Origin of the sequence: Hymenobacter saemangeumensis (genome assembly GCF_039541835.1) — a bacterium.
GTDB lineage: Bacteria > Bacteroidota > Bacteroidia > Cytophagales > Hymenobacteraceae > Hymenobacter > Hymenobacter saemangeumensis.
The window spans coordinates 36,512-60,836 of sequence record NZ_BAABGZ010000081.1 but is presented as its reverse complement, the minus strand read 5'-3'; the positions used below and the strand labels follow the sequence as shown (position 1 = coordinate 60,836).

Annotated in this window: 20 protein-coding genes and 1 tRNA gene; 19 read left to right on the top strand and 2 right to left on the bottom strand. The window is 62.0% G+C overall.

Going from position 1 to position 24,325, the window contains the following annotated elements; translation table 11 throughout:
* Window positions 1-39 precede the first annotated feature (39 nt).
* The 13 genes from ABD919_RS22110 to ABD919_RS22050 all read left to right on the top strand — a co-directional run bounded on the left by ABD919_RS22110 (window position 40) and on the right by ABD919_RS22050 (window position 14,984).
* The gene (locus tag ABD919_RS22110) at window positions 40-414 is read left to right on the top strand and encodes a four helix bundle protein (RefSeq protein WP_345238265.1); all 375 of its coding nucleotides are present in this window, start codon (window positions 40-42) and stop codon (window positions 412-414) included.
* 21 nt (window positions 415-435) lie between these two features.
* Entirely contained in the window at window positions 436-1,785 is a 1,350-nt protein-coding gene (locus ABD919_RS22105; protein ID WP_345238264.1) for a DUF58 domain-containing protein, read from the top strand.
* A gap of 128 nt (window positions 1,786-1,913) precedes the next feature.
* Window positions 1,914-3,920 (top strand): beta-N-acetylhexosaminidase, encoded by a 2,007-nt coding sequence (locus tag ABD919_RS22100; RefSeq protein WP_345238263.1) that lies wholly within the window; start codon window positions 1,914-1,916, stop codon window positions 3,918-3,920.
* A gap of 4 nt (window positions 3,921-3,924) precedes the next feature.
* Window positions 3,925-5,373, top strand: a complete 1,449-nt coding sequence (locus tag ABD919_RS22095; RefSeq protein WP_345238262.1) for a DUF6056 family protein — start codon at window positions 3,925-3,927, stop codon at window positions 5,371-5,373.
* 165 nt (window positions 5,374-5,538) lie between these two features.
* Window positions 5,539-6,150: a 3'-5' exonuclease gene (locus ABD919_RS22090; RefSeq protein ID WP_345238261.1), complete on the top strand. Its 612-nt coding sequence runs from the start codon at window positions 5,539-5,541 to the stop codon at window positions 6,148-6,150.
* Between the two features lie 87 nt (window positions 6,151-6,237).
* Complete coding sequence (locus tag ABD919_RS22085; RefSeq protein WP_345238260.1) at window positions 6,238-6,894, top strand: hypothetical protein; 657 nt, start codon at window positions 6,238-6,240, stop codon at window positions 6,892-6,894.
* A gap of 110 nt (window positions 6,895-7,004) precedes the next feature.
* Window positions 7,005-7,127, top strand: coding sequence for a hypothetical protein (locus tag ABD919_RS22080; protein ID WP_345238259.1), 123 nt, complete (start codon window positions 7,005-7,007; stop codon window positions 7,125-7,127).
* Between the two features lie 202 nt (window positions 7,128-7,329).
* The gene (locus ABD919_RS22075; RefSeq protein ID WP_345238258.1) at window positions 7,330-7,728 is read left to right on the top strand and encodes a hypothetical protein; all 399 of its coding nucleotides are present in this window, start codon (window positions 7,330-7,332) and stop codon (window positions 7,726-7,728) included.
* A 131-nt stretch (window positions 7,729-7,859) separates the two neighbouring features.
* On the top strand, window positions 7,860-9,233 hold the full coding sequence (locus ABD919_RS22070; RefSeq protein ID WP_345238257.1) for a M16 family metallopeptidase: 1,374 nt from the start codon (window positions 7,860-7,862) through the stop codon (window positions 9,231-9,233).
* A 28-nt stretch (window positions 9,234-9,261) separates the two neighbouring features.
* Window positions 9,262-10,824 (top strand): M16 family metallopeptidase, encoded by a 1,563-nt coding sequence (locus ABD919_RS22065; RefSeq protein WP_345238256.1) that lies wholly within the window; start codon window positions 9,262-9,264, stop codon window positions 10,822-10,824.
* Between the two features lie 484 nt (window positions 10,825-11,308).
* Window positions 11,309-11,965 (top strand): hypothetical protein, encoded by a 657-nt coding sequence (locus ABD919_RS22060; protein WP_345238255.1) that lies wholly within the window; start codon window positions 11,309-11,311, stop codon window positions 11,963-11,965.
* Between the two features lie 25 nt (window positions 11,966-11,990).
* Window positions 11,991-12,530 carry a hypothetical protein gene (locus ABD919_RS22055; RefSeq protein ID WP_345238254.1) on the top strand — a complete coding sequence of 180 codons (540 nt, stop codon included), beginning with the start codon at window positions 11,991-11,993 and terminating at the stop codon, window positions 12,528-12,530.
* Between the two features lie 78 nt (window positions 12,531-12,608).
* Window positions 12,609-14,984 carry a GAF domain-containing protein gene (locus ABD919_RS22050; RefSeq protein ID WP_345238253.1) on the top strand — a complete coding sequence of 792 codons (2,376 nt, stop codon included), beginning with the start codon at window positions 12,609-12,611 and terminating at the stop codon, window positions 14,982-14,984.
* Window positions 14,985-15,231: 247 nt separating this feature from the next.
* Here ABD919_RS22050 and ABD919_RS22045 read toward each other — a convergent pair whose 3' ends face one another.
* Both ABD919_RS22045 and ABD919_RS22040 read right to left on the bottom strand, forming a co-directional pair.
* Window positions 15,232-15,927, bottom strand: coding sequence for a phosphatase PAP2 family protein (locus ABD919_RS22045; RefSeq protein ID WP_345238252.1), 696 nt, complete (start codon window positions 15,925-15,927; stop codon window positions 15,232-15,234).
* A gap of 130 nt (window positions 15,928-16,057) precedes the next feature.
* Window positions 16,058-16,139, bottom strand: a tRNA-Leu gene (locus ABD919_RS22040).
* 193 nt (window positions 16,140-16,332) lie between these two features.
* Here ABD919_RS22040 and ABD919_RS22035 point away from each other — a divergent pair.
* The 6 genes from ABD919_RS22035 to ABD919_RS22010 all read left to right on the top strand — a co-directional run bounded on the left by ABD919_RS22035 (window position 16,333) and on the right by ABD919_RS22010 (window position 24,279).
* Window positions 16,333-17,049, top strand: coding sequence for a class I SAM-dependent methyltransferase (locus tag ABD919_RS22035; RefSeq protein WP_345238251.1), 717 nt, complete (start codon window positions 16,333-16,335; stop codon window positions 17,047-17,049).
* A 134-nt stretch (window positions 17,050-17,183) separates the two neighbouring features.
* Window positions 17,184-19,067: a M61 family metallopeptidase gene (locus tag ABD919_RS22030; RefSeq protein ID WP_345238250.1), complete on the top strand. Its 1,884-nt coding sequence runs from the start codon at window positions 17,184-17,186 to the stop codon at window positions 19,065-19,067.
* 79 nt (window positions 19,068-19,146) lie between these two features.
* The gene (locus ABD919_RS22025) at window positions 19,147-20,163 is read left to right on the top strand and encodes an MBL fold metallo-hydrolase (protein ID WP_345238249.1); all 1,017 of its coding nucleotides are present in this window, start codon (window positions 19,147-19,149) and stop codon (window positions 20,161-20,163) included.
* A 180-nt stretch (window positions 20,164-20,343) separates the two neighbouring features.
* Window positions 20,344-21,831, top strand: a complete 1,488-nt coding sequence (locus ABD919_RS22020) for a sodium:solute symporter (protein ID WP_345238248.1) — start codon at window positions 20,344-20,346, stop codon at window positions 21,829-21,831.
* 66 nt (window positions 21,832-21,897) lie between these two features.
* Complete coding sequence (locus tag ABD919_RS22015) at window positions 21,898-22,344, top strand: TonB family protein (protein ID WP_345238247.1); 447 nt, start codon at window positions 21,898-21,900, stop codon at window positions 22,342-22,344.
* An 84-nt stretch (window positions 22,345-22,428) separates the two neighbouring features.
* A complete protein-coding gene (locus tag ABD919_RS22010) occupies window positions 22,429-24,279 on the top strand; it encodes an ABC transporter ATP-binding protein (protein ID WP_345238246.1) in 1,851 nt (616 codons plus the stop codon).
* Window positions 24,280-24,325: the final 46 nt, after the last annotated feature.

The window sequence follows — 24,325 nt, the reverse complement described above, 5'->3', positions numbered from 1 at the left end:
AATTAAAAAATATGAATTAAAAATTAAAAATTGGGGGCTATGAAAGAGGAGAATGTGGTTTTGGTGAAGAGCTATGCTTTTTCAAAACGCTCAGTTCTGTTGTACAAGCTCTTAATAAAAAACAAACAGCCTCGTCCTCTGGCCGACCAGATACTGCGCTGTGGTACTTCAATTGGCGCCAATGTAGAAGAAGCAATTGGCGGATTCTCACGCCGCGACTTTGCTGCCAAATGCGGCATCGCCTACAAAGAGGCTCGCGAGTCCCACTATTGGCTTCGACTGTTGCGGGATACCGAATGCATTGAGCCCAGGCTTGCAGAATCATTATTAAAGGACGCCGATGAGTTAAAGCGAATACTTGCGGCCATTATTTTGTCCTCACGGAAGGCTCCGGAAAAAGAAATTAATTTTTAATTTTTAATTCATAATTTTTAATTGTCTTTCTTCCTCACCCGCCGCTTCTTCCTCGCCCTGGCTACCCTCATCCTCGGCTTCACGGTAGCCTTTTTCCTGCCGTGGCTGTTGGGTCCTATGCGCATCGTGCTGGGCCTGCTGACAGCCCTCACGCTGCTCGATGCCGTGCTGCTCTACGCCCCCGTGAAAGGCCAGGCCGCGCCGGTGTTCGGGCGGCGGGTAATGGGCGACAAGCTGGCCAACGGCTCCGACAACGACATTCGCATCTACCTCGAAAACCACTACCGGTTTCCCATTCAGACCGAAACCATCGACGAGATACCGCACCAGTTTCAGCGGCGCGACGTGCTGTTTGAGGCGGCCGTCAAGCCGGGGCAGACGCAGATAATTCACTACCAGCTGCGGCCCGTCAAGCGCGGCGAGTACGAGTTCGGGTCGCTCAACATCTACGCGGCCTCGCCGCTGGGGCTACTGCGGCGGCGCTTCCGCTACGAGCAGGGGCGCACCGTGCCGGTGTACCCTTCTTTTCTGCAGATGCGGCAGTACGAGCTGCTGGCCATCCACAACCGCCTCACGGAAGTGGGCGTGAAGCGCATCCGGCGCGTGGGGCACAGCATGGAGTTTGAGCAAATCCGGCCCTACGTGCCCGGCGACGACCCGCGCAGCATCAACTGGAAGGCCACGGCGCGGCGGGCCGGCACCGGCGCGGCCGACGCCCTAGTGGTGAACCACTTTCAGGACGAGCGCGCCCAGCAGGTGTACTGCCTGATTGATAAGGGCCGGGTGATGCGCATGCCCTTTGATGGCCTCAGCCTGCTCGACTACGCCATCAACGCCACGCTGGTGGTGAGCAACATCGCCCTGCTCAAGCACGACAAGGCCGGGCTCATCACCTTCTCCAACCGGCCCGGCGCGGCCCTGGCCGCCGACCGCCGCCCCGGCCACCTGCTCAAGCTGCTGGAAATCCTGTACCGCCAGAAAACCCGCTACCTGGAAACCGACTTCGAGCTGCTCTACACCCGCGTGCGCAGCCAGGTAAAGCAGCGCAGCCTGCTCATCCTGTTCACCAACTTCGAAACCCTGCACGGCCTGCAGCGCCAGCTGCCCTACCTGCGGCGCCTGGCCAAAGACCATCTGCTGCTGGTGGTGTTCTTCGAAAACACCGAGCTGCGCGCCTACCTCGACGCCCCCGCCAGCAGCACCGAGGACGTATACAACCAAACCATAGCTGAGAAATTTGCCCAGGAAAAGCGGCAGATTGTGCTGGAGCTGCAGCGCTACGGCATCTACTCCCTGCTCACGGCGCCGCAGGATTTAACGGTAAATACCATCAACAAATACCTGGAATTTAAGGCCAGGGGATTGATATGAGTTTTTTCACGCAGTGTTTCGCGGTGGCTTGCGCAGTGTTCCGCAGTGATGTTCTGAAACGACACAGCGGAACACTGCGGTTTAACCCCGTGAGCCGCAGGAAGGCGTTAGCAAAACACTGCGTGAAAATGGCCCTGCTACTATTGGCCGGACCGGCCGTAGCCCAGCCGGCCCACCACCTCATGCCGGTTCCCACGGAAATGAAGTGGGGCCAGGGCCGCCTCAGCCTGAAAACGCCGCTGAAGCTGCAGCTCGACGCCAGCGCCGACGCCAGCGTGCGCCAGGCCGCACTGCGCACCCTTGCCCTGCTGCAAGGCCCCGCCCAGCCTGCCAGCGGGCCGGTGCTGCAAATTCGCTACGGCCGCCTGGGCCTGCCCGAAAAGTTCGACGAGGAGCGCTACAGCCTGCGCGTGACGCCCATGGGCGTGAGCATCGACGCCCCTACCAGCCTGGGCGTGCTACGGGCCCTGGCTACCCTGCAGCAGCTGCCCGTGGCCGAGAAAAAGCAGCGCTACCTGCCCGAAGTCGACATCCAGGACCGGCCGCGCTTTGCCTGGCGGGGCCTGCTCATGGATGCCGCCCGGCACTTCCTGCCCGTGCCCGTAATCAAGCGCAGCCTCGACGCCATGGCCGCCGTGAAGCTGAACGTGCTGCACTGGCACCTGAGCGACGACCAGGGCTTCCGGGTGGAAAGCCGCCTGCTGCCCCGCCTGCACGAAGTGGGCGGCGCCGACGGCTACTACACCCAGGCCGAAGTAAAGGACGTGCTAACCTACGCCGCCGCCCGCGGCATTCGCGTGCTGCCCGAGTTCGACATTCCCGGCCACTCCATCGCCTGGATTGCGGCCTACCCCCGCCTGGCGTCCAACGACTCGACCTATGCCGTGTACCAAAGCTGGCGCCTGGCCAACGTGGCCATGGACCCTACCCGCGAAACGACCTACACCCTGCTGGATTCGCTGCTAACCGAGATGACGGCCCTGTTTCCGGACCCTTACTTCCACATTGGCGGCGACGAGAACGACGGGCGGCAGTGGCGGCGCAACCCGCGCATCGTGGCCTTCATGCGCGAGAAAGGCATGGTGAAGGCCGATGGCAAAACCATCGACAAGCACCAGCTGCAGACTTACTTCAACCGGCGCATCCTGGCCATGCTGCAGCGCCAGGGCAAAATCATGGTGGGCTGGGACGAGATTCTCGGGCCCGACCTGCCAAAAGACGCCGTGATTCAAAGCTGGCGCGGTAAGAAGTGGCTGGTCGACGCCGTGAAGCAGGGCCACCCCGCCCTGCTGTCCGAAGGCTTTTACCTGGATTTGAACTACAGCGCGGCCACCCACTACGCCGCCGACCCCATACCTATTGGTAGCACCCTCACGCCCGAGCAGCAGCAGCTGGTGCTGGGCGGCGAGGCGGCCATGTGGAGCGAGTTTGCCGACTCCGTCATCGTGGACTCGCGCATCTGGCCCCGGGCTGCCGTGGTGGCCGAGCGGCTGTGGTCGCCCCAGGCCGCTACCCAGGATGTAGGCGATATGTACCGCCGCCTGAACGGCTTTTCCGCCTACCTGGAAGCACTGGGCCTGCGCCACCGCAAAGCCCCCGAGCAGCTGCTGCGGCAGATGGCCGGCGCCTACGATGTGGTGCCCCTGCGCACCCTGGCCGAGGTACTGGAGCCCGTGAAAGAGTACAAGCGCCACCGCCAGGGCATGTTCTACACCCCCCAAACGCCACTCAACCGACTGGTTGATGCCGCCCCGGCCGAGTCGGAAGTGGCCCGCCGCTTTGCAGCTACCGTCGACAGCCTGACCGGAGCCGGCTCGCCCCTACCCCGCACCCCGGCCAGCCGTCGGCAGCTGCTGGACCTGCGCAAGCAGCTGCTGCTCTGGCAAGCCAACGACACCCGCCTGCAGCCGCTCTTAATACTCAACCCCACCCTGCGCGAGTACGCGCCCTTGTCGACCAACCTCGCGGCCGTGGCCTCCTTGCTGCTGGAGCGCCTTATCCAGTTCGAGCGCGGAGCCGTTGCAAGCCCGGAATGGCAGAAAGCCGCCCGCGCCACCCTGGATGCCGCCCAGGCACCCGCCGGCCAGGCCGAGCTGGCCCTGGTGAAAGCCGCCCGCAAGCTCGCCGGCCTCTGATTGCATGCAAGTCCAGACGCAGCATGAACGGGTAGCCATGTGGGTGGGCATTGCAGCCGCGCTGCTGCCCTTCCTGCTGCTTTGCGCTTTCAACCAGCCCTTTTTCGACGACTACCGCAACGCCTACTGGATGCGGGAACATGGCGTGCTGGGCGTGCAGCGCTGGGCCTACCTCACCTGGACGGGCCGCTTCACCTCCACCTTCCTGATGACGGTGCTCAACCCCGTGGCCTATGGCTGGCTCGATGGGGTGAAAGTAACCGCCGCGTTGTTTTTTCTGGCGCATTGGGCCGCCCTGGCCTGGCTGTGGCGCACGCTGCTGCGCCTCGGCCGAAATGCGCCGGGCTCCTGGACGGAAGCCCTGGCCCCGGCCGGGCTGCTGCTGGCCCTGGCCTGCAATGCCATGCCCGCCCCCTTTTCCTTTCTGTACTGGTTTGCCGGGGCCCTGGTGTATCAGCTGCCCCACCTGGCCCTGCTTTGCTTTACTGCCCTGGCTTTACGGCTGGGCTGGGAGCATAGCACCATGAAAACCAGCCCGGTGCTGGCCGCAGCCGCCTGCCTGGTGCTGGCCATAACCGGCAACGAGCTGCTGCTGGTGCAGGCCGCCGTGGTGCTGGCCGCCCTGGGCTGGGCCCTGCCCTCCAAAGCCCGCCGGGCCTGGCTGTTGTGGGTGCTCATTGGCAGCATTGCCGCAGGCATTGCCGTCGTTGCTCCCGGCAACTGGGTGCGGGCCGAAGCCATGGCGCCCACCGATTCGGCCGCTCACCGCCTGCTGCTCCTGCTGCCACGCACGGCCCTTTCGGCTCTGAAGCTTCTGGCCAGCCCCGTGGTGAGCGGCAGCGTGCTGGCCGCCCTGCTCCTGGGTCTGCAGCTGGGCTGGCAGCGGCCGGCTACGTCCCGGCTTCGGCTGGCAAAGAAGCAGTGGTGGGCTTTGGCACTGGCCTATGCCGCGCTCAATGGCAGCGGGTTTCTGCTGTTTGTCGCCTTGATTGGCACCCCACTGAACCGGGCCCTTAACGAGATGGTGCTGGTTGGCCTGGTATCGACGGCGGCCCTGGGCTACCTCCTGGCGCAGCAGCTCAAACGGCCCGCTTGGGTAGGGCGCCACCACTGGCTACTTCCCCTATTGCTATTGTCCTTGTTTGTAAGTGGCAACACCCGCCTGGCCTGGCGGGAACTGCTGACCACCGCCCCGGCTTATGAGGCCCAGATGCAGGCCCGCAACGCCGCGCTGCTGGCAGCCAGCAAGGCCAAAGCCTCCACCATTACGCTAGCAGCGCTGCACCTGCGCCACGGCCGGGTGCTGGCCCCCCTCAACCGCTGCGGCAACTTCACCGACTTCGATATCGACCTCACTCCCGGCTGCGAAGGCACCATCAACGGCGTGCTGGCCCGCTACTACCAGCTGCCCCAGGTATGCTGCACAGCCGACAACACGGGCTCGAATCAGTAGATTTAAGCGAATGGAAAACTCGACTAATCGAAATTCATTTCGCACACAACCCACTCATAATTAACTGACCATCAATAAACGCCAGGCTCCCCTCCCCCGCAGGGGAGGGGCCGGGGGTGGGGCTGAGCGGTTTAGAACCGATGCCACTACCCCTAACTTTATCCCATGGAAGCAACATTTACCCGCGCCCTGGCCGACTTGAACTTCACGGCCATCGACTTCGAAACGGCCAATGAGCGGCGCGCCAGCGCCTGCGCCATTGGCGTGGTGCAGGTGCGCGGCGGCGAGATTGCCGACTCCTACTACACCCTGCTGCGCCCCCGTGAAGTGCGCGTGTCGGGCATCAACTACAGCGTGCACGGCATTGCGGAAGCCGACCTGCACGGCGCCCCTACCCTGGCCGAGGTGTGGGCCGAGCTGCTGCCGCGCCTGCACGGGCAGGTAGTGGTGGCCCACAACGCAGCCTTCGACGTGAGCGTGCTTGAACACTCCTGCCGCGACTTCGAGCTGAGCCTTCCGGCTTTCCGCTCCCTTTGCTCGGTGAAGCTGGCCAAGGCTGCCTGGCCCCAGCTGCAGCGCCACCGCCTCAACAACCTGGCCGAGCATTTTGGGCTGGCCCTCAACCACCACGACGCCCTGGACGATGCCCGTGTGTGCGCCGAAGTGACGGTGCGGGCCTTTCGCTCGGGCTTTCCCTTCCCCCTGTGCTTCAAGCAGCGCGAGCTGACGGCCGGACTGGCCGCCCGGGTAAACAAAATGGCAAAGGCCCGCGCATAAGCTTTTTGCCTGGCTTGTTCATAAGGCCCCGGCTGGTTCCTTATGTCGTCCTGTTTCGTGTTCTTGCGGCTTCAACTACCTGCCTCCATGAAGCGCCCTGCCTTTATTTCCTGGTCCTGCCTGCTGCTGATGGCGACGGGCTGCCAATCCACGAAGTCGGAAGAAACGGCCAACAGCGCGGCTGAAGCCCCTGTAGCCGCGGCGTCGCCGGCCCTGGCCCAGGCCGAAGCCCTGGCCCGGCGCTTTGGCCCGGTGCTGCGTGGTGCCTGGGTAAACGCCGGCTACCTGCAGGCCGTGCAGCAAACCAGGTCGCCGCTGCAGGCAGCCGGCCTGGTGGGCGCCGTTTCCGAGCTTCACCTCAACCCCGCCGCCCGTACCGGCGACAGCCTGGTGTTCAACGCCGGTTTTGCCAACCACGAAGGCGCCACCCTTACCCTGTATTTCCGACCGGGCCGGCAGGTTGCTGCCCTGCCCACGAGCTACCGCAGCTATGAGCTGCCAGGCAGCTTCACCGAGCTCAGCTATGAGGCTACTGCCCGCGATACTACCCTGCACCTGACCACCTACGCCAAAAACCGTCAAGCCCGGGAGCAGCTAAGCTTTAAGCGTACTTCCAGCGTCCCAGGCAGCCAGCTGCAGGCCCTGAGCTATGCCGTGCAGCGCCTGCTTTTCGCCGGCCGCTACACCGGCGCCGACTCGCTGGCCGTGCCGCCCAGCTGGAATTCGCGGCTGATGGGCGCATAAAAGGACTGAAAGGCTTTAAGCGCTATTCCGTCGTCACGGATTTCGCGGGTGGCCCGGGCAATGAAATCGACAACATCCGCCTCGACCCGCAAACGCCACACAGCCGGCCCATGGGCTTCGTGTTTCGCGGCGACACCCTGCACCTGTACGCCGCCAATTTTACTACCAGCCCCGACGGTATGCCTACTATGGTGCGCGGCCGGCGTTTGTTTACGCTCCTGAAGCGTTACTGAGCCCGCTTCATTCACGTATGCGGAAGCCCCGGCACCGGGAGCCGACAGCGTTAGCCCCGGCTGCCGCCCGTGCTTTTTGCTGGTGTTTGACGCCAGACAGCCGAAATATTCGCCTACTTGCCGCTCCAAGTCTTGCCAGCCCCTGCCAACAAAACCTTGGCGACGGCCTGCTGGTTTGGTTTTAATTCCAACTATTCCTTTCATGCAGCTGCTGGCCTCACACCCTTACCTTAACCTTTACCTGCACGAGGGCGCCTCCCGTGCGATAGAAGCCGAGTGGAAAGGCTTTATCAGCAGCCCGGTGCTGCGGCAGGCCACCCTGGAGGCCGCGCAGCTGGCCCAGGAACACCGCATCAGCGGCTGGGTTGCCGACGACCGCCTGCTGGGCCCGGTGCGCCCCTCCGACCTGGAATGGATAGGCCAGGAAATACTGCCCCTGCTGGTAGCAGCCGGGCTGAGGCGCTTTGCGCGCCTCGACGCCGTCGACCCGCTCAACAAGCTGCTGATTGGCCAGGCCCAGCAGGCGGCCGAGCAACAGTTCCCCTTCGAGCTGCGCACCTTCACCGATGTGGAGGAAGCCCGGGCCTGGGCCTGCGGCTAAGCTCTATGGGGCTGATGCCCTGCCCAGGGCGAGGGCCTGGGGGTGCAACTTCGGCGTTTGCCCTGTTTCTTTGGCATGCCGCGGCTGTTCAGCCGCGGCATTTTTTCATTCTGTTCTTAACCCGCTTCTTTATGAAACACCGGCTTTGCTCCGTGCTTGCCGTGGCTGCCGTGCTCGCTGCCTCCGCCCCGGCGGCAGTGGCCCAGAAAGCCAAAGCCCCGGCCCCCAGCGCCGCCTTCCCCTACCCCATCGAGCAAAGTGCCCTGCCCAATGGCCTGAAGGTCGTGACGGTTCCTTTCGACTCGCCGGGACTGGCCGCGTTTTACCTGGTGGTGCGGGCCGGCTCCCGCGATGAAGTTGAGCCCGGCCACACCGGCTTTGCCCACTTCTTCGAGCACGTTATGTTCCGGGGCACCGACAAGTACCCCAAGGAGAAGTACGACCAGGTGCTGAAAAGCCTGGGCGCCTCGGCCAACGCCAACACTTCGCTCGACCGCACGGTGTACACCATGACCGGCAACGCCCGCATGCTCGACAAGATGTTTGAGGTGGAAGCCGACCGGTTTCAGCGCCTCAACTACGCCGAGCACGACTTCAAGGCCGAAGCCGGCGCCGTGAAGGGCGAGTACACCAAGAACTCGGCCTCGCCCTACACCCAGCTGTATGAGAAGACCCTGGAAACAGCCTTCGACAAGCACACCTACGAGCACACCACCATGGGCTTTTTCAAGGACATCGTGGACATGCCCAACCAGTACGCCTACTCCAAGCAGTTCTTCGACCGGTTTTACCGCCCCGAGTACACCACCCTGCTGGTGGTGGGCGATGTGAAGGCGGCCGAGGTAAACGCCCTGGCCAAAAAGTATTTCGCCGACTGGAAGCGCGGCTCCTACCAGCCCAGCATCGAGGCCGAGCCCGAGCAGAAGGGCACGCGCTATGCCCACGTGCAGAACGCCAACTTCCCGCCTTTCCTGGGCTTGAACTACAAAGGGCCGGCCTATTCCGACAAAGACAAGGACCTGCCCGCCCTCGACCTGCTGCTGACGCTGATGACGGCCGAAAACTCGCCGCTCTACGAAAAGCTGGTGGTGAAGGAGCAGAAAGCCCGCTTCATTGGCGGCTCACCCAACTTCACCCGCGACCCCCAGCTGATTTCGGTGCAGGCCTCGGTGGTGAAAGCTGACGACATCCCCTACGTGCGCGACGAGCTGACCAAAGCCCTGGAGCAGCTCAAAACCACACCGGTGGATGCCAAGCGCCTGGCCGACACCAAGTCGGCCGCCAAGTACGGCCTGGCCCTGAGCCTGGACAGCCCCGACCAGATAGCCAACACCCTGGCCCAGTACATCTGGCTGACCGGTGATGCGCAGTCGCTCAACCGCCTGTATGCCCTCTACGACCAGGTGACGCCTGCCGACCTGCAGGCCGTAGCTAAAAAGTATTTCGTGGCCGACCACCTCACCGTGGGCACCATTGCGCCCGGCGAAGCCTCCCCCGTTAAGTAAACGCCGCCGAGAAGCTCATTTTATCCTCATGAAAAAGACATTTTCCCGCTTCTTCCTGGCTGCTACTCTGGCCGCAGCGCCCCTGCTGCAGCTACGCGCAGCCGACGTAGTTGAGCTGCGCCAGCCCCGCGCCTCCAAAATCGTGGTGCAGCTGCGCTTCCGCAACGGCTCGGCCGCCGACCCCGTGGGCAAGGAGGGCCTCACCTACCTCACCTCCCAGCTGGTAACGGAAGGCGGCACCAAGGCCATGACGGCTGCCCAGATTAAGGACTTCGTGTACCCTTTGGCCGCCAGCTACTACGCCCGCACCGACAAAGAGGTAACCACTTTCACCTTCGAGTTTCACCACGACCACCTGGAGAAGTTCTACCCGGTGCTCACCGGGCTCATGCTCACGCCTACCTTCAGCGAGGAAGACTTCAAGCGCCTGAAGTCCAACCAGCTCAACTACGTGGAGCAGGTGGTGCGCTCCTCCTCCGACGAAGACTACAGCAAGTTTGCCCTCGAAGACCTGCTGTTTCGCGGCACCCGCTACCAGCACCTGACGCGGGGCACGGCCCCGGGCCTGCGCAGCGTCACCCTCGACGACGTGCGCAACTACTACACCTCGGCCTTCGGGGCCGACAACCTCACCATTGGCATTGCCGGCAACTACCCGGCTTCCTACCTGGCCAGGCTGAAGGCCGACCTGGAAAAGCTCCCCAAAACCACCACGGCCCGGCCGGTGGTTCCGAATGTTACCGCGCCCAATGGCGTGCAGGTGGAAATCATCAGCCAGCCCAATGCCCTGGGCTCGGCCATCTACGCGGGCTTCCCGCTGGCCATCACCCGCGCCAACCTGCCCGACTTCGCAGCCCTGATGGTAGCCAACTCTTACCTGGGCGAGCACCGCAAAAGCTACGGCCGCCTCTACGATAAAATCCGCACCACGCGCTCGATGAACTACGGCGACTACAGCTACATTGAGTGGTACGAGGCCGGCGGCCAGAACCAGCTGCCCCTGCCCGGCGTGCCCCGCCGCGCCAACTACAGCAGCATCTGGATACGGCCCGTGCAAATCGCCGAAGGCCTGCGCAAGCAGTACCCCGCCGACATGGGCGACCTGAAAGTAGGCCAGGGCGCCTTTGCCCTGCGCCTGGCCCTGCGCGAGATGGACAACCTGGTGAAGAACGGCCTCAGCGCCGAAGACTTCGAGCTGACGCGCACCTTCCTGCGCTCCTACACCAAGCTCTACGCCACCACTCCGTCCCGTCAGCTCGGCTATCTGCTCGACTCCAAGTTCTATGGCCTGAACGACTACCTCAGCCAGCTCGACGCCCAGCTGGCCAAGCTGACCCGCGAAGACGTGAACCAGGCCCTGAAAAAGCACTGGCAGACGCAAAACATGTACGTCACCATTGTGACCGACGACAGCGAGGCCCAGGCCCTGGCCGAGGCCCTGCGCCAGAACACGCCCGTGCCCATGAGCTACTCCAAGGCTGTGCGCGAAGGCCTGCCGGCCCCGGTGCTGGCCGAAGACGAGCAGGTGGCCGGCTACAAACTCAACGTAACGGAAGTAAAAGTGGTCGACACCAAGGACACGTTTAAGTAAGTTGCTTACGGAGCAATTGAACCCCAAGCGGCCGGCGAAGTAATTTTCGCCGGCCGCTTTTTTTCATCGCATCTTTTTCACCCAAGCTGTCCGGGAAGCCGTTAGAACATCATGCTCATCTGGGTCCGCGGAGCCGCAGGAAGAGGCTAAGCATCTTTACCACGGGCGTAGCCCCAGTTAAAAGGGAATTACTGCCGCCGGCAAGAGGCTAGCCAAGCGGACACCAGATAAGCAGGACGGCCAATAGTGAATTTTCAGGCTTGCTAAACAGCCTCACCTCACATAATGATGTTATTCCCTTCTATTTTTCAATTTTAAAGGCAACCTTGTAGGCCAAATAATCGACTCAGGGATGGGCTGTTTTGCTTGGTTACAATAATTTTTTGTAAATTGAACTTAAACCGGCCATAAACCCTTCTGAACGCTCTATTTCTGAACTTTGGCGAACAGAAACTGTATTTAACCAATATTTCGCGGTACTCATATGACTCACTCCACCGTTATCCGCTTTGCCTTTGCCTGGTCGCTGCTAGCGCTGGCGCCTGCCTGCGTGTCGATGAAGCCGACGATGAAGTACACGCCCTCGGCCGCCATTGCCAACCGCCTGCCGGCGGTGGAAGTAACCGCCGACCAGGGCCCCCTGGCCATGAACGACGGCGCCCTGCCCGAAGACCCGCTGGCGGTGTTTAAGCAGGAGTGCCGTGTCAACCTGACCGAGCCCACCGACTCGGCTGCCTATGGCTATGCCCGCTTTGTAGTTAAAAAGGTGAACACCATTCGCCTGGGCCGGGGCCTGCAAGCCTTCCAGATGGCTACCCTGCTGCTGCCCAGCGTGTTTGGCATTCCCCTGGAGTGGTACCAGACCACCCTGCAGGCCGAAGTGCAGGTAACCGATGCCGATGGCAACATTCTGGGCTCTTACACGGGCACCGGAACGTCGAAGGTGAAAGTGGCCATGTACCACGGCTACTCCCAGAGCGACGCCCCCCGGCTGGCCGACATCATTGCCATGCGCAACGCCCTGGCCCAGATTCGGCCCCAGCTCGACACCGCCTCCCTGCGCCTGCGCCCCCTGCTGATGGCCGGCGGCACTGTGGAGAACCCCACCTTGTCGTCGTCGGCCCGCCCCGAAGGACAGTAAGCCCGGGCCGTATCTTTGGCCCCCTATGCTTCGCTCCCTACGCTTCTACCTCAGCACCCTGCTGGGCACTGTCCTGCTGGCCGGCTGCTGCGCCAATAACGTCTGCGACTGCCAGGACAGCCAGGCCGACGCCTTCTACTTTAAGTTTCTGGTCGACGACACCGGCGCCAACCCGCTGGCATTCCGCAGCAGCGAGGTCGATACCGTGTGGATGCTGCGCTTTGCCCTGCCGCTATCCACCGCTGCCCGCCCCCCGCGCGACTCCGTCGGCTTTATCCGGCCGGCGGCCCAGGCCGGCGAGCCGATTACTCTGAATAACGCTGCTCCTTTCGCTGCGGCCACCAACCTCAAGCTGCACCGCTACGAGTACGAGCTGCAGTTTCGGGACCGCAGCCGGATGCTGCGTCGCTTTCGCGTGCGCAACATTGCCCTGCAGGGCGCGTTCGAGGCCGACGGCTGCTGCACCTGCTACCGCAACAGCCGCAAAGCCGCGGAGGTGAACGGTCAGACTTACGACACCACCGAAACCAATCAGCAGCCGGTAGTTATCACGCTCGGCCGATAGCCCACAACCGCTCTGCATCCGTATATGAGGCTAGCCCTGACCGCTACATTTGAAGCGGCACGTGCTCCTTACGCCTCTATGTCTGCTGAAACCGCTTCCAAAGCAGCCCGCGATGCTCCCGCGCCGGCTGCCCTTACCACCGTACCCTTCGTGTCGACGCTCAGCCTGGAGCCCCTGATTGCCTACTGGCAGGAGCGGGAGCAGGCCGATAACACCAGCATGGCCCTGATGGCCCGCGCCATTGGGCAGCAAGTAGCGCAAGCCCCCTGGTGCCGGGGCCCCCTGCTCGACCACAGCGTGCTCGACTGCAACTGCGACCTGATTGAGACGCTGATGCTGGCCATTTTCCCCCCCGCCTCGTTTGTAAACGACATCAGCGGGGTGGTGGGGCCGTTCCAGCGGCGCAGCTTCTACGCCTCGCCCAAATTTGAGGATGTAATGCTGGGCAAGGACCGCACCATCAAGCAGCCCCTGAACCTGGACATGCCCACCATGGAGCGCTACCTGACTCTGGTAGCATACCAGCTTATCCTGCACCGGGTGTACGGGGCCGAGCTGCCTCCCATGAGTGCCATCATCTTTACCGTGCCCGACTACAGCAAAGGCCTGTACCGGCACTATGGCCTGACCCTGGACTCGTCGTTTGTGAGCGTGAAGGTGGTGGGCAAAAAGCCCGAGCTGACGGATGAGCAGCTGGAGCAGCTTTCCCACAACCGCCACCGGCCCGAGCTCTGGCTGGAGCTGCTGCCACCCAAGCACTTCGAGCTCGAAGGCTTCAACATCATTCACCTGGTGGATGTGACCGAGGAAGAGGTGCTGTCCAGCCTCAAGTACGACCTGCTGGAGCGCGACGTGCTGCAAACCCCCGCCCGCTTCGAGCAGATTCAGGAAAAGCTGCGGGTGCTGTTTGGGCGCCCCTCGCTGCAGCTGGGCATTGCGGCCTACGACGAGAAGAAGCGGGCCTTTGTGGACTTTGGCCGGAAAATTAACCACAGCTTTCTCACCAAGCAGATTCAGCACCAGGACGCGGAAAGCAGCTTTCAGCGCATCTACGCCCGGCTGCTGGAGGAACGCACGCCCCTCGTGCTTAAAAGCGTGGCAACCGACGACGGCATTCCCGACGACTTGCGCCAGCAGATTCTGGCCCTGGGCATTCACTCGGCTATCCTGGCCCTGCTGCCCTATGGCAACGACACCGTGGGCCTGCTGGAGCTGGGCTCGCCTGAGATTGGGGCCCTCGACGAGTTCGACATGGACCTGGTAAACCAGTTTGTGCCCCTGTTTGCCGTGGCCGTAAAGCGCAATGCCGAAGACTTGCAGACCCGCATTCAGGCCGTTATCAAGGAGAAGTTTACAGCCATTCACCCTACCATGGAATGGCGCTTTACCGATGCGGCCCGCAACCTGCTCACCCGGCTCGACGAAGGCAACCGCACCGCCGAGATGGAAGACATCGTGTTTCAGGATGTGTACCCGCTCCATGGCTCCTGCGACATCCGCGGCAGCAGCACGGCCCGCAACGAGGCCATTCAGGGCGACCTGATTGAGCACCTCACCCTGGCCAACAAGGTGCTGAAAAAGGCTTCCGAATACCAGGAGCTGCCCATACTCGATGAGCTAAAATTCTACATCTCAAAGCACTTGCAGCGCATGCGCAATGGCATGCTCACCGGCGATGAAGTTAACATCTACGACTCGCTGAAAATTGAGGTAGAGCCGCTGTTCGAGTACCTGGCACAGAACACGCCCGAGCTGCGGCCCGTCATCACCAGGTACTGGGACAACATCGACCCCCGGCTGGGCATTCTGTACAAGCGCCGCAAGGACTTCGAGCAAAGCGTGACCACGCTCAATGAGCTAATCAGCGACTACCTCGACGAGGAGGAGGAGAAGGCCCAGCGCATGTTCCCGCACTACTTCCAGCGCTACAAAACCGATGGCGTGGAGTTCAACATCTACGTGGGCAGCTCCCTGGTGCAGGATAAGCCTTTTGACCTGGTGTTTCTGAAAAATATGCGGCTGTGGCAGCTGCTTACCATGGTGGAAATCACCCGGCGCACCGCCGCCATTAAGGATGAGCTGCCCGTGCCGCTCGATACCACCCAGCTTATTCTCGTACACGGCCAGTCGCTAAGTATCCGCTTCCGGCAAGATGAGCGCCAGTTCGACGTGGACGGAGCCTACAACATCCGCTACGAAATCATCAAGAAGCGCATCGACAAGGCTACTGTGCTGGGCACGGGCGAGCGGCTTACCCAGCCCGGCCACATTGCCATGGTGTATGCCCAGACCCGGGAAGCCGTGGAGTACCTCGATTACATCGACTACCTGCAAGACCGCGGCATGCTGGAAGAAGAGATTGAGGAGCTGGAGCTGGAAGAGCTGCAAGGCGTGAAAGGCTTGCTCGCCCTGCGTGTAAAAGTGAAGCTGTTTGGTGAGGAGGTGAAGAAGTGAATAAGTGATGGGGTGATGGGGTGATGAGGAAGAAAGAACGACAAACTCCCCTCCTTACTAAGGAGGGGATGTTTTCGCGCCAGCGAAAACGGGGGTGGTTAGGGCATCAGCGCCGTTAGAATAAGATGTGTGGGTATCGTTCAGGTTTCGTTCTGACGGGGTCAACCCCCCCAGTTCGAGCTAAAGCTCAAACATCCCCTGTTCAGCTGAGGAGGGGAGCTTCTCTCTTCTTCACCCCTTCACCTCCTCACTTCCTCATCACCTCACCCTCCTCCAGCAGTACTTTTTCTTCTTTCCAGAAAAAACGCAGGCCGGCTCTTACCACTACCAGCCAGGCCAGCCCGCCGGCAAAGCCTGCTAGTACATCGGTGGCATAGTGCACGTGCAGGTACACGCGGGTGAGGCCGATGAGGCCGGCCCACAGCAGCAGCGGCACGGCCCAGCCGGGGCGGCGAAAATGACGGGCAGCCAGCCAGGCCAGGGCGCCATAAAAAATGACGGCCATCATTGCATGCCCGCTCGGAAAGCTCAGGCCATAGGTATTGAGCAGCGCATCGGAGGGGCGTGGGCGGTTGAATATGGTTTTCAGCAGCTGGTTGAGCAGAATGCCGCCGGCCATGGCCACAACAATCTCCCAGGCCTCGCGCCGATGGCCCCGCCAAAAGAGCAGGGCCGGCACCACCAGGCCTGCCGGTAGCAGGAAGGGCAGGGCGGCAAAGGTGGTCACGAACCGTACCGGTCCCATCAGCCCGGGGGCTGCGTGCCGCCAGCCGTCCACAATGCCCCAGGCCCACTGGTCGAGGGCAACAGAATTCTCAACGAAGACCACCCGGGCCAGGTAGAAGAATAAGCCAAAGGCCGCCAACAGCAGCAGAATGCTGAGCACGACTTCGGCCGTGAGCAAGCCAATCAACGCCACGATGCGGGTCGTGAACCGATTCATAAGCAAAGCCAGCACCTGAATGGTGCGCAGGTACTTCTGGCAATACGGATAATGGGCAAGCTACGCTGTGTGCGAAGCCTGGAGCTCGCTGAAAACGAAAAAAGGCCAACCCGATGGGTTGGCCTTTTCGTGCGCTCGGAGAGACTCGAACTCTCACACCTTGCGGAACTGCCGCCTGAAGACAGCGCGTCTACCAATTTCGCCACAAGCGCAGCTGGTCATCAACATTCCGCTTTCCTTCTCAGGGGCGGCGTTTGATGGCACAAAGATACTGCCTTGAAGTGACGCGGCGCAAGAAAGCCGGTTAAAAATTTCTTTTTGGCCGCCGGATTCAGCCCCGCCCGAATTGTCAATCAAGTACTTGCTGAACACATTTTTTTTGAAAATTTGGCACATTTGCGGTCAATGCCTTCTTTCCAGCCCCAGAATTCCGCCGACCAAGCCGCCGACCATGGCGATTTTAACCGCGTTGCCTGGTTTTATGATGCCCTGGCGCGGGTCGTATTTGGCAATGCGCAGCGGCGGGCACAGGAAGCCGCACTCGAGCACCTGCCGCCCGGCGCCCCGCATGTGCTGGTGCTGGGCGGCGGCAGCGGCTGGGTGCTGGGCCAGGTGCTGCGCCGCCGGCCGGCCGCCACCGTGCTGTACCTTGAAGCATCGCTGGCCATGCTGACGCGGGCGCAGGCACTGCTGCAGCGGGAATTCCCCCATCAGCAGGCCCAGGTGGAGTTCTGCCACGGCACCGAGCGTGCGCTGCCATCTGAGGGTTTGTTCGACGCCGTCGTTACCTTTTTTGTGCTCGACTGCCTGACGCCTCCCGCTTTTGCTACGGCGCTGCCCCGGCTGCACGCAGCACTCCGACCCGGCGGTTGCTGGCTGCTGGCCGATTTTAGCCCGCCCCACAAGTGGTGGCAGCACCGCCTTCTTCAAGCCATGTACCTGTTCTTTCAGGTTACTGCCCGGCTGAAGGCCAAGGCCTTGCCTCCGTATGAGCAGGCGCTGGCCGAACTTGGGCTGCACCCGGTGTACCAGGCGCGCTTCTACTCGGGCTTCCTGCTGGCTTTATCGCTGCAGAAACCGGCCGGCACTGAAACAACAGCAGTGGAAACCAGTCGTTTTTGACTTTTTTCGTGGCTTTTCCTTTATTTAGCAGTCAGCCTGAGCCCCAAAATGGCATTGCCTTACAAAATTCCCCGCAACTTTGCGGCAGCACCTACCTGCTGCCTGCTTTCCCATTCCCGTTCCTTTTTTAGCCTATGAAACTTTTCGTCTCTCCCCTGCTTGCCCTGGCCTTGTGCCTGAGCACTACCCTGCTGAAGGCACAGAGCAAAGCCGATAACGGCCCGGCCGTGCGCTACGTGGTATCGTTTCCTAACGCCGTTCACCACGAGGCCCGGGTAACGGCCACTTTCACGGGGCTGCCTTCCGGGCCGCTGCGCGTGCGCATGGCCCGTAGCTCGCCCGGCCGCTACGCCCTGCACGACTTCGTAAAAAACGTTTACTACGTGGTAGCCACCGACGGCTCCAACAAGCCGCTGCCCACCAACCGGCCCGACCCGTACGGCTGGGACATCACGCCGGGCTCCGATGGCACGGTGGCTTTTAGCTACACCCTGTACGGCGACCGCACCGATGGCACTTATGTAGGCATCGACCAGCAACACGCTCACCTCAACATGCCTGCCACCCTTTGCTACGCCCTGGGTATGGAAAACCGGGCGGCGGAAGTGAAGTTCGATGCCCCCCAAGGCTGGAAGATGGCCACCCAGATGCGCCCCGGCGTGGATAAAAACACCTTCACGGCTCCCAACCTGCAGTACCTCATGGACAGCCCGGTGTCATTGGGCAACCAGCAGGTAGTTCCCTGGGACGAGGGTGAGCAGAAATTTGAGCTGGCCGCCCTCTACCAGGGCCCCAAGGCCGACCTCGACGGGCTGGCGAAGAACATTCAGAAAGTAATTAAGGAGCAGGTAGCCGTGTTTGGCGAAATGCCGCAGTTTGACTTCTCGCGCTACACCTTTATTGCCGATTACCTCAGCCAGGCAACGCCCGACGGCATGGAGCACCGCAACTCCTGCTCCCTCACCAACCCGCTGCCGCTGAAAGGCGAAGGCGCCGCCGACATCCTGAGCACGGCCTCGCACGAGTTCATCCACGCCTGGAATGTGGAGCGCCTGCGCCCCAAAGACCTGGAGCCCTTCGACTTCCAGCGCGTGAACATGAGCGACGCCCTGTGGTTTGCCGAAGGCTTCACCACCTACTATGGTGAGCTGACCCTGCGCCGGGCCAAGCTGATGGAAGACGAGGACTTCTTCGCTAAAATCAGCGGCTGGGTAAACCGCCGCCAGAACAGCCCCGGCGCCCGCTACGCCTCGGCCATCGACATGAGCCGGCAGGCCGCCTTCACCGATGCCGCGGCCAGCATCGACCCCACCAACAAGGTAAACACCAACCTCTCGTACTACGACCAGGGCGCCGGCCTGGCCCTGATGCTCGACCTGCAGCTGCGCCAGCTTAAGCGCAGCTCGCTCGACAAGTACATGCAGGCCCTGTGGCAGCAGTATGGCAAAAAGCAGGAAGGCTATGCTCCGGCCAAGCCCTACACCCTGCCCGACCTGCAGCGCGTGCTGGGCGAAGTAGCCAAGGACACTGCCTTTGCCGGCCGCTTCTTCCGCCTCTACATCCAGGGCCGTGAGCAGCCGCGCTTCTCGGAAAGCCTGCTCTTCGCTGGGCTGGCCGTAATTCCGACCCGCGCCCTGGGCGCCGCCCTGCCCAAGCAGGTTGAGTTCGACGAGAACGGGCGCTGCATTGTGGCCTACAACACCACCATCGGCTCGGGCCTGTACAAGGCCGGCATCGACCGCGGCGACCAGATTGTTATCCTGGACGGCAAGGAAATTAAAAGCGCCGGCGACCTCGACGGCGTACTGCGCAAGCACTCCCCCAGCGACCTGGTGCTGGTAAAAATCAAAACCCGCGGCGGCGTGGAGCGCACCGTGCAGCTGGTACTCACCGAAGACCCCAACGTGCAGGTGCAGCCCGTGGAGGCCGTTGATAAGATGGTACTCAGCCCGGCCCAGAAAACCCTGCGCGAAGCCTGGCTGGCCTCGCAGATAAAGGCGGAAACCCCGGGCAAGTAAGGCCGCCCCTTTTCTAACTTGATTTAGGATAAAATTGCCCGGCTACCCCGCGTAGCCGGGCAATTTTCATAATTCCCACATGGCAAAAGTTCATTATCTCCGCAACGAGGCCCTGCCCACGCTGCGCCCGGGCTACCCCGGCAATAAGCTTTTCGGCCGGCAGTTCGCCAACGGCGAAGAGCTGTTCACCCCCTCGTTTGCCAACGTGCTGAAGTGGCAGCTAAGCACCAACCCCCAGAAAGCGGAAAAGAAAGCCGATACCTGGGTGCCGCAGGTGGTGGACTGCCGGGAGTTTGTGCAAGGCACGGCAGAAGGAATGGCTTGGCTGGGCCACGCCTCTTTCTTACTGCGCATCGGCACCACCACCCTGCTCTTCGACCCGGTATTGTTTTCGTCGATTGGCCTGCGCCGCCGCCATCCCCTGCCCTGCCGGCCCGAAGACCTGACGGGCATAGACTTGCTACTGCTCAGCCACGGGCACCGCGACCACCTCGACGCGCAATCGGTGAAGCTGCTGGCCCGGCAGAACAAAAACCTGCAGATTCTGGCCCCACTCCGCATGACGCCCTTGCTGCGTGGCCTGGCCCCTGGTATTCCGGTGCAGGAAGCCGGCTGGTGGCAGCAGTATGAGCTGGGCCCCGACTCGCCGGTCGACATTTACTACCTGCCCGCCGCCCACTGGCACCGCCGGGGCCTGAACGACCTGAACGAAGTGCTCTGGGGCAGCTTTCTGCTGCGCGTGCGCGCCACCGACAAGCTCTTCTACTTTGCCGGCGACACGGCCTACGCCGAGCACTTCGAGCACATTGAAAAGTACTTTGGCCCCCTGGACGTGGTGCTTATGCCCATTGGCGCCTACAAGCCGCCGTTTATGATGCAGCTCAGCCACGTAAACCCCCACGAAGCGGCCAAGGCCGCCAACGTGCTGCGCGCCGGCCACGTGGTACCCATGCACCACGGCACCTTCGACCTCTCGGACGAGCCCGCCTCCGAGCCCATCCGCCTGCTGACGGAAATTGCCAGCAGCGGCATGCTGCGCGGCGAGCTGCACACGCCCGCCGTGGGCGAGGTGCTGCCCTGGCAGGACTGGGAGTAGCTTTTTAAGCTCTTAGCTAATAGCCGTTAGCTGTTCGCATATTGTAGTTGGCCACCGGGCTGGCATGCCGCGGGGGAAGCCGCAGCCGGCAGCTACCTGTTAGCTTTGCTGCTTCATGCTGGCTTTTGTGGTTTTACCAAAGCCAACAGCTAACGGCTATTAGCTAAGAGCTACTCTCACATGTCGCCTACTCTGATTTTAAGCCTGATTGCGGGCTACTTCACTATTCTCATCATCATCGCCCTGCTCACCTCGCGCAAGGCCACCAGTGAGAGCTTTTTCGTAGCCAACCGCAACGCGCCCTGGTACATGGTGGCGTTTGCCATGATTGGCACCTCGCTGTCGGGCGTCACCTTTATCTCGGTGCCGGGCATGGTGTACAGCCAGAGCTGGAGCTACATGGCCGTGGTGTTTGGCTACCTGGTGGGCTACCTCGTCATCGGCACGGTGCTTATGCCCCTGTACTACCGCCTGCGGCTGGTATCGATTTACACCTACCTGGAGCAGCGCTTCGGCTTCTGGAGCTACAAGACCGGGGCTTTGTTCTTTCTGATTTCCCGGGCCGTGGGTGCCGCCTTCCGCCTCTACCTGGTGGCCGGCGTGCTGCAGCTGGCGGTGTTCGACAAGATGGGCGTGCCCTTTTACATCACCGTCATTGTCAGCATCCTGCTGATTTACCTCTACACCTTCCGCGGGGGACTGAAGACCATTCTCTGGACCGACACCTTCCAGACCATGGCCATGCTGGCCTGCGTGGGCGTGAGCATCTACCTGATTTCGACGGAGCTGAAGCTGGGCTTCGGGCAGCTCGTCGACACGGTGCGCAGCAGCGACATGTCGCAGATTTACTTTTCCAATTTCAAGGACGACAAGTTCTTCTGGAAGCAGTTTGCCTCCGGTGCCTTCATCACCATTGTGATGACCGGCCTCGACCAGGACATGATGCAGAAAAACCTGAGCTGCCGCTCCCTGCCCGACGCCCAGAAAAACATGTTCTGGTTTACCATCACGTTGGTGTTCGTGAACGTGCTGTTCCTCACGCTGGGCGTGCTGCTCTACCAGTTTGCGGCCGCCAAGGGCATTCAGCTGCCCACCAATGCCGATGGCAAGGTGGTCGGCGACAACGTATTCCCGCTGCTGGCTACCAACCACTTCAGCCTGTTTGCCGGCATCATCTTCATCCTGGGCATCATCGCCGTCACCTACGCCTCGGCCGACTCGGCGCTGACGGCGCTGACCACCTCGTTCTGCATCGACTTCCTCGACATCAAGCGCTTCTCCGAGCAGCGGCAGACCCGCCTGCGCCAGGCCACCCACCTGGGCTTTTCGGTGGTGCTGATTCTCATCATCCTCGTGTTCCAGGCCCTGAACGACCAGAGCCTGATTACGGCCGTGTTCAAGGCCGCCGGCTACACCTACGGGCCCTTGCTGGGCTTGTTCTCCTTCGGCATCTTCACCCGTCGCGGCCTGCTTGACAAGGCCGTGCTGCCGGTGTGCGTGGCCGCGCCCATCCTCACCTACATCCTCAACGCCAACTCGGTGGAGTGGCTGTACGGCTACAAATTCGGCTTTGAAATTCTGCTGGTAAACGGGCTGCTGACCTTTTTGGGGCTGCTGGCCATTTCCCGCCCGGCTTCCGTGAACCCTGCCGTGGCAGCGGCGGTTTAAAGTCAGCCCCGCTTCGTCAATCGTAGTCAGCCGCCCCTATTCACTGTGCCCTATTACTGTCCGCCGATGAGACACCTGCTTACCCTCCTGCTGCTGGCTCCTTTGGCCCTGCACGCCCAGCAAGCCCCGCCGCCTACCGTGCTGCGCCCGGGCAAGATGCAGCCCCAGGCCTACGGCGGCGCGGCCAACCGGCCCGACAAGGCACCGCAGTTCCCGGGCGGAGCGCCGGCCCTGGGCGTGTTTTTCCAGCAGCATGTAAAGTATCCGGAGGCGGCCCGCGTCAAGGGCATTACCGGCAACGTGCTGCTGACGGCCGTGGTGGGTGCCGATGGCACGCTCAGCGACTTTAAGGTAGCGCAGCCCCTCTCGCCGGAGTGCGACGCCGAGGCCCTGCGGGCCGCAGCGCTGCTCCCGGCCTGGCAGCCCGGCTCCCGCAAAGGCGTGCCCCTGCCGGTAATGATTCAGCTGCCGGTGCCCTTTGGCAACGGCGACATTTTGAAAGTAACGAAGTAGTGCCTGGTGCTTGGTGCCTAGTGCTTGGGTGGTTCTGCAATCCAAACACTAAGCACCAGGCAACAAGCACGAAGCACTAAAAACATGGCCCGAAGTGGACTTAATAGCAGCGGCACTGATGTGGTGGCCGATGCCCCCAAAACCAAGCTGACCAAGGAGTCGTTTCAGCGCGGCCTGCGGATATTCCGCTTTGTACTGCCTTACCGCTGGCCCTTTATCGCCGGCCTCGGGCTGCTGCTGCTCAGCAGCGTATCCACCATGGTGATGCCCAAGATGCTGGGCTACATCGTGAACGTGGCCAACCACCAGGCCAGCACCCTGCCGGCTTTTGTGCCCAAAACCGTCACCGGCATTGCCCTGCTGCTGTTTGGGGTGGTGCTGCTGCAGGGGCTGTTTTCCTTCGGCCGCATCTTCTTCTTCTCGCGGGTAAGCGAGTTTTCCGTGCGCGACATCCGCCGCACGCTGTACCAGAAGCTCGTGACGCTGCCCATTCCTTTCTTCGAGCAGCGCCGGGTAGGTGAAATCACCTCGCGCCTGACTTCCGACGTGGCCAACATTCAGGACACGTTTTCGCTGACCCTGGCCGAGTTTCTGCGGCAGATTCTAACCTTGCTGGCCGGCGTGGCTTTCATCATGTGGGAGTCGTGGCGCCTGTCGCTGTTTATGCTGGCCACGTTTCCGCCGCTGGTGCTGCTGGCCTTTCTGTTCGGGCGCAGCATCCGCAAGCTGTCCAAGCAAACCCAGGACGAGCTGGCCAAAACCAACGTCATTGTGGAGGAAACCCTGCAGGGCATCAATTCGGTGAAGGCCTTTACCAGCGAGCAGCATGAGGTGAGCCGTTACGGCGCCGGCCTGAACCGCACGGTAAAGGCGGCGCTGAAGTCGAGCCTGTTCCGCGGAGGCTTCGTGTCGTTTATCATCGTGGCCATTTTCGGGGGCATCTTCCTGGTGCTGTGGCGCGGCGCCACCTACGTGGAGCTGCCCGCCGCCGACCCGCGCCACCTGTCCATGGGCGACCTGGTTTCGTTTATTCTCTACACCATGTTCATTGGCGCTTCGGTAGGTGGCCTGGGCGAGATGTACGGCAAGATTCAAAGCAGCCTGGGGGCCTCCGAGCGTATTCTCGAAATCCTGGATGAGCAGTCGGAGCCCGTGCACCTGCCCCGCCCGGCCGGCACGGCCCCGCTGAAGCTGCGCGGCGACATCGAGTACGAGCACGTGGAGTTCCGCTACCCCACCCGCCCCGACCTGACCGTGCTCAAGGACATCAGCTTCAGCATCCGGGCCGGCGAGAAAGTTGCCCTGGTAGGCCCCTCGGGCGCCGGCAAGAGCACCATCGTGCAGCTGCTCATGCACGTGTACCAGCTCAGTGGCGGCAGCATCCGCATCGACGGCCACGAGCTGAGCGCGCTGGACCTGACCGAGCTGCGCCGCAACATCGGCATCGTGCCCCAGGAAACCCTGCTCTTTGGCGGCTCCATCCGCGAAAACATCCTCTACGGCCGCCCCGATGCCACTGAAGCCGATGTAATTGACGCCGCCCGTCGGGCCAACGCCCTGCAGTTTATTCAGTCCTTCCCCGAAGGGCTCGACACGCTGGTGGGTGAGCGGGGCATCAAGCTCAGCGGCGGGCAGCGGCAGCGCATTGCCATTGCCCGCGCCATCCTGAAAAACCCGGCCATCCTGCTGCTCGACGAAGCCACCTCGGCCTTGGACTCGGAGTCGGAAAAGCTGGTGCAGAGCGCCATGGATGAGCTCATGCAGAACCGCACTTCCATCATCATCGCCCACCGCCTGAGCACCATTCGCAAAGTGGACAAAATCCTGGTCATCGACGGCGGCCGCATCGTGGAGCAGGGCTCGCATGAGGACCTGGCGGATAGCACGAATGGCATCTACGCCAACCTGCTCCGGCTGCAGTTTGAGCTGAGCTAGCAGTAGCGTGGGCTCGGCGAGTCCGCGCGGTTAAACGTTCACACGC

Bases quoted from the DNA above. Each gene is read 5' to 3' on its own strand.
- ABD919_RS22035 (WP_345238251.1), top strand. From the start codon at position 16,333: ATGCCTTCTTTCCAGCCCCAGAATTCCGCCGACCAAGCCGCCGACCAT.
- ABD919_RS22065 (WP_345238256.1), top strand. From the start codon at position 9,262: ATGAAAAAGACATTTTCCCGCTTCTTCCTGGCTGCTACTCTGGCCGCA.
- ABD919_RS22090 (WP_345238261.1), top strand. From the start codon at position 5,539: ATGGAAGCAACATTTACCCGCGCCCTGGCCGACTTGAACTTCACGGCC.
- ABD919_RS22055 (WP_345238254.1), top strand. From the start codon at position 11,991: ATGCTTCGCTCCCTACGCTTCTACCTCAGCACCCTGCTGGGCACTGTC.
- ABD919_RS22050 (WP_345238253.1), top strand. From the start codon at position 12,609: ATGTCTGCTGAAACCGCTTCCAAAGCAGCCCGCGATGCTCCCGCGCCG.
- ABD919_RS22045 (WP_345238252.1), bottom strand. From the start codon at position 15,927: ATGAATCGGTTCACGACCCGCATCGTGGCGTTGATTGGCTTGCTCACG.
- ABD919_RS22085 (WP_345238260.1), top strand. From the start codon at position 6,238: ATGAAGCGCCCTGCCTTTATTTCCTGGTCCTGCCTGCTGCTGATGGCG.
- ABD919_RS22020 (WP_345238248.1), top strand. From the start codon at position 20,344: ATGTCGCCTACTCTGATTTTAAGCCTGATTGCGGGCTACTTCACTATT.
- ABD919_RS22080 (WP_345238259.1), top strand. From the start codon at position 7,005: ATGGGCTTCGTGTTTCGCGGCGACACCCTGCACCTGTACGCCGCCAAT.
- ABD919_RS22015 (WP_345238247.1), top strand. From the start codon at position 21,898: ATGAGACACCTGCTTACCCTCCTGCTGCTGGCTCCTTTGGCCCTGCAC.
- ABD919_RS22100 (WP_345238263.1), top strand. From the start codon at position 1,914: ATGGCCCTGCTACTATTGGCCGGACCGGCCGTAGCCCAGCCGGCCCAC.
- ABD919_RS22030 (WP_345238250.1), top strand. From the start codon at position 17,184: ATGAAACTTTTCGTCTCTCCCCTGCTTGCCCTGGCCTTGTGCCTGAGC.
- ABD919_RS22095 (WP_345238262.1), top strand. From the start codon at position 3,925: ATGCAAGTCCAGACGCAGCATGAACGGGTAGCCATGTGGGTGGGCATT.
- ABD919_RS22075 (WP_345238258.1), top strand. From the start codon at position 7,330: ATGCAGCTGCTGGCCTCACACCCTTACCTTAACCTTTACCTGCACGAG.
- ABD919_RS22060 (WP_345238255.1), top strand. From the start codon at position 11,309: ATGACTCACTCCACCGTTATCCGCTTTGCCTTTGCCTGGTCGCTGCTA.
- ABD919_RS22070 (WP_345238257.1), top strand. From the start codon at position 7,860: ATGAAACACCGGCTTTGCTCCGTGCTTGCCGTGGCTGCCGTGCTCGCT.
- ABD919_RS22010 (WP_345238246.1), top strand. From the start codon at position 22,429: ATGGCCCGAAGTGGACTTAATAGCAGCGGCACTGATGTGGTGGCCGAT.
- ABD919_RS22025 (WP_345238249.1), top strand. From the start codon at position 19,147: ATGGCAAAAGTTCATTATCTCCGCAACGAGGCCCTGCCCACGCTGCGC.
- ABD919_RS22110 (WP_345238265.1), top strand. From the start codon at position 40: ATGAAAGAGGAGAATGTGGTTTTGGTGAAGAGCTATGCTTTTTCAAAA.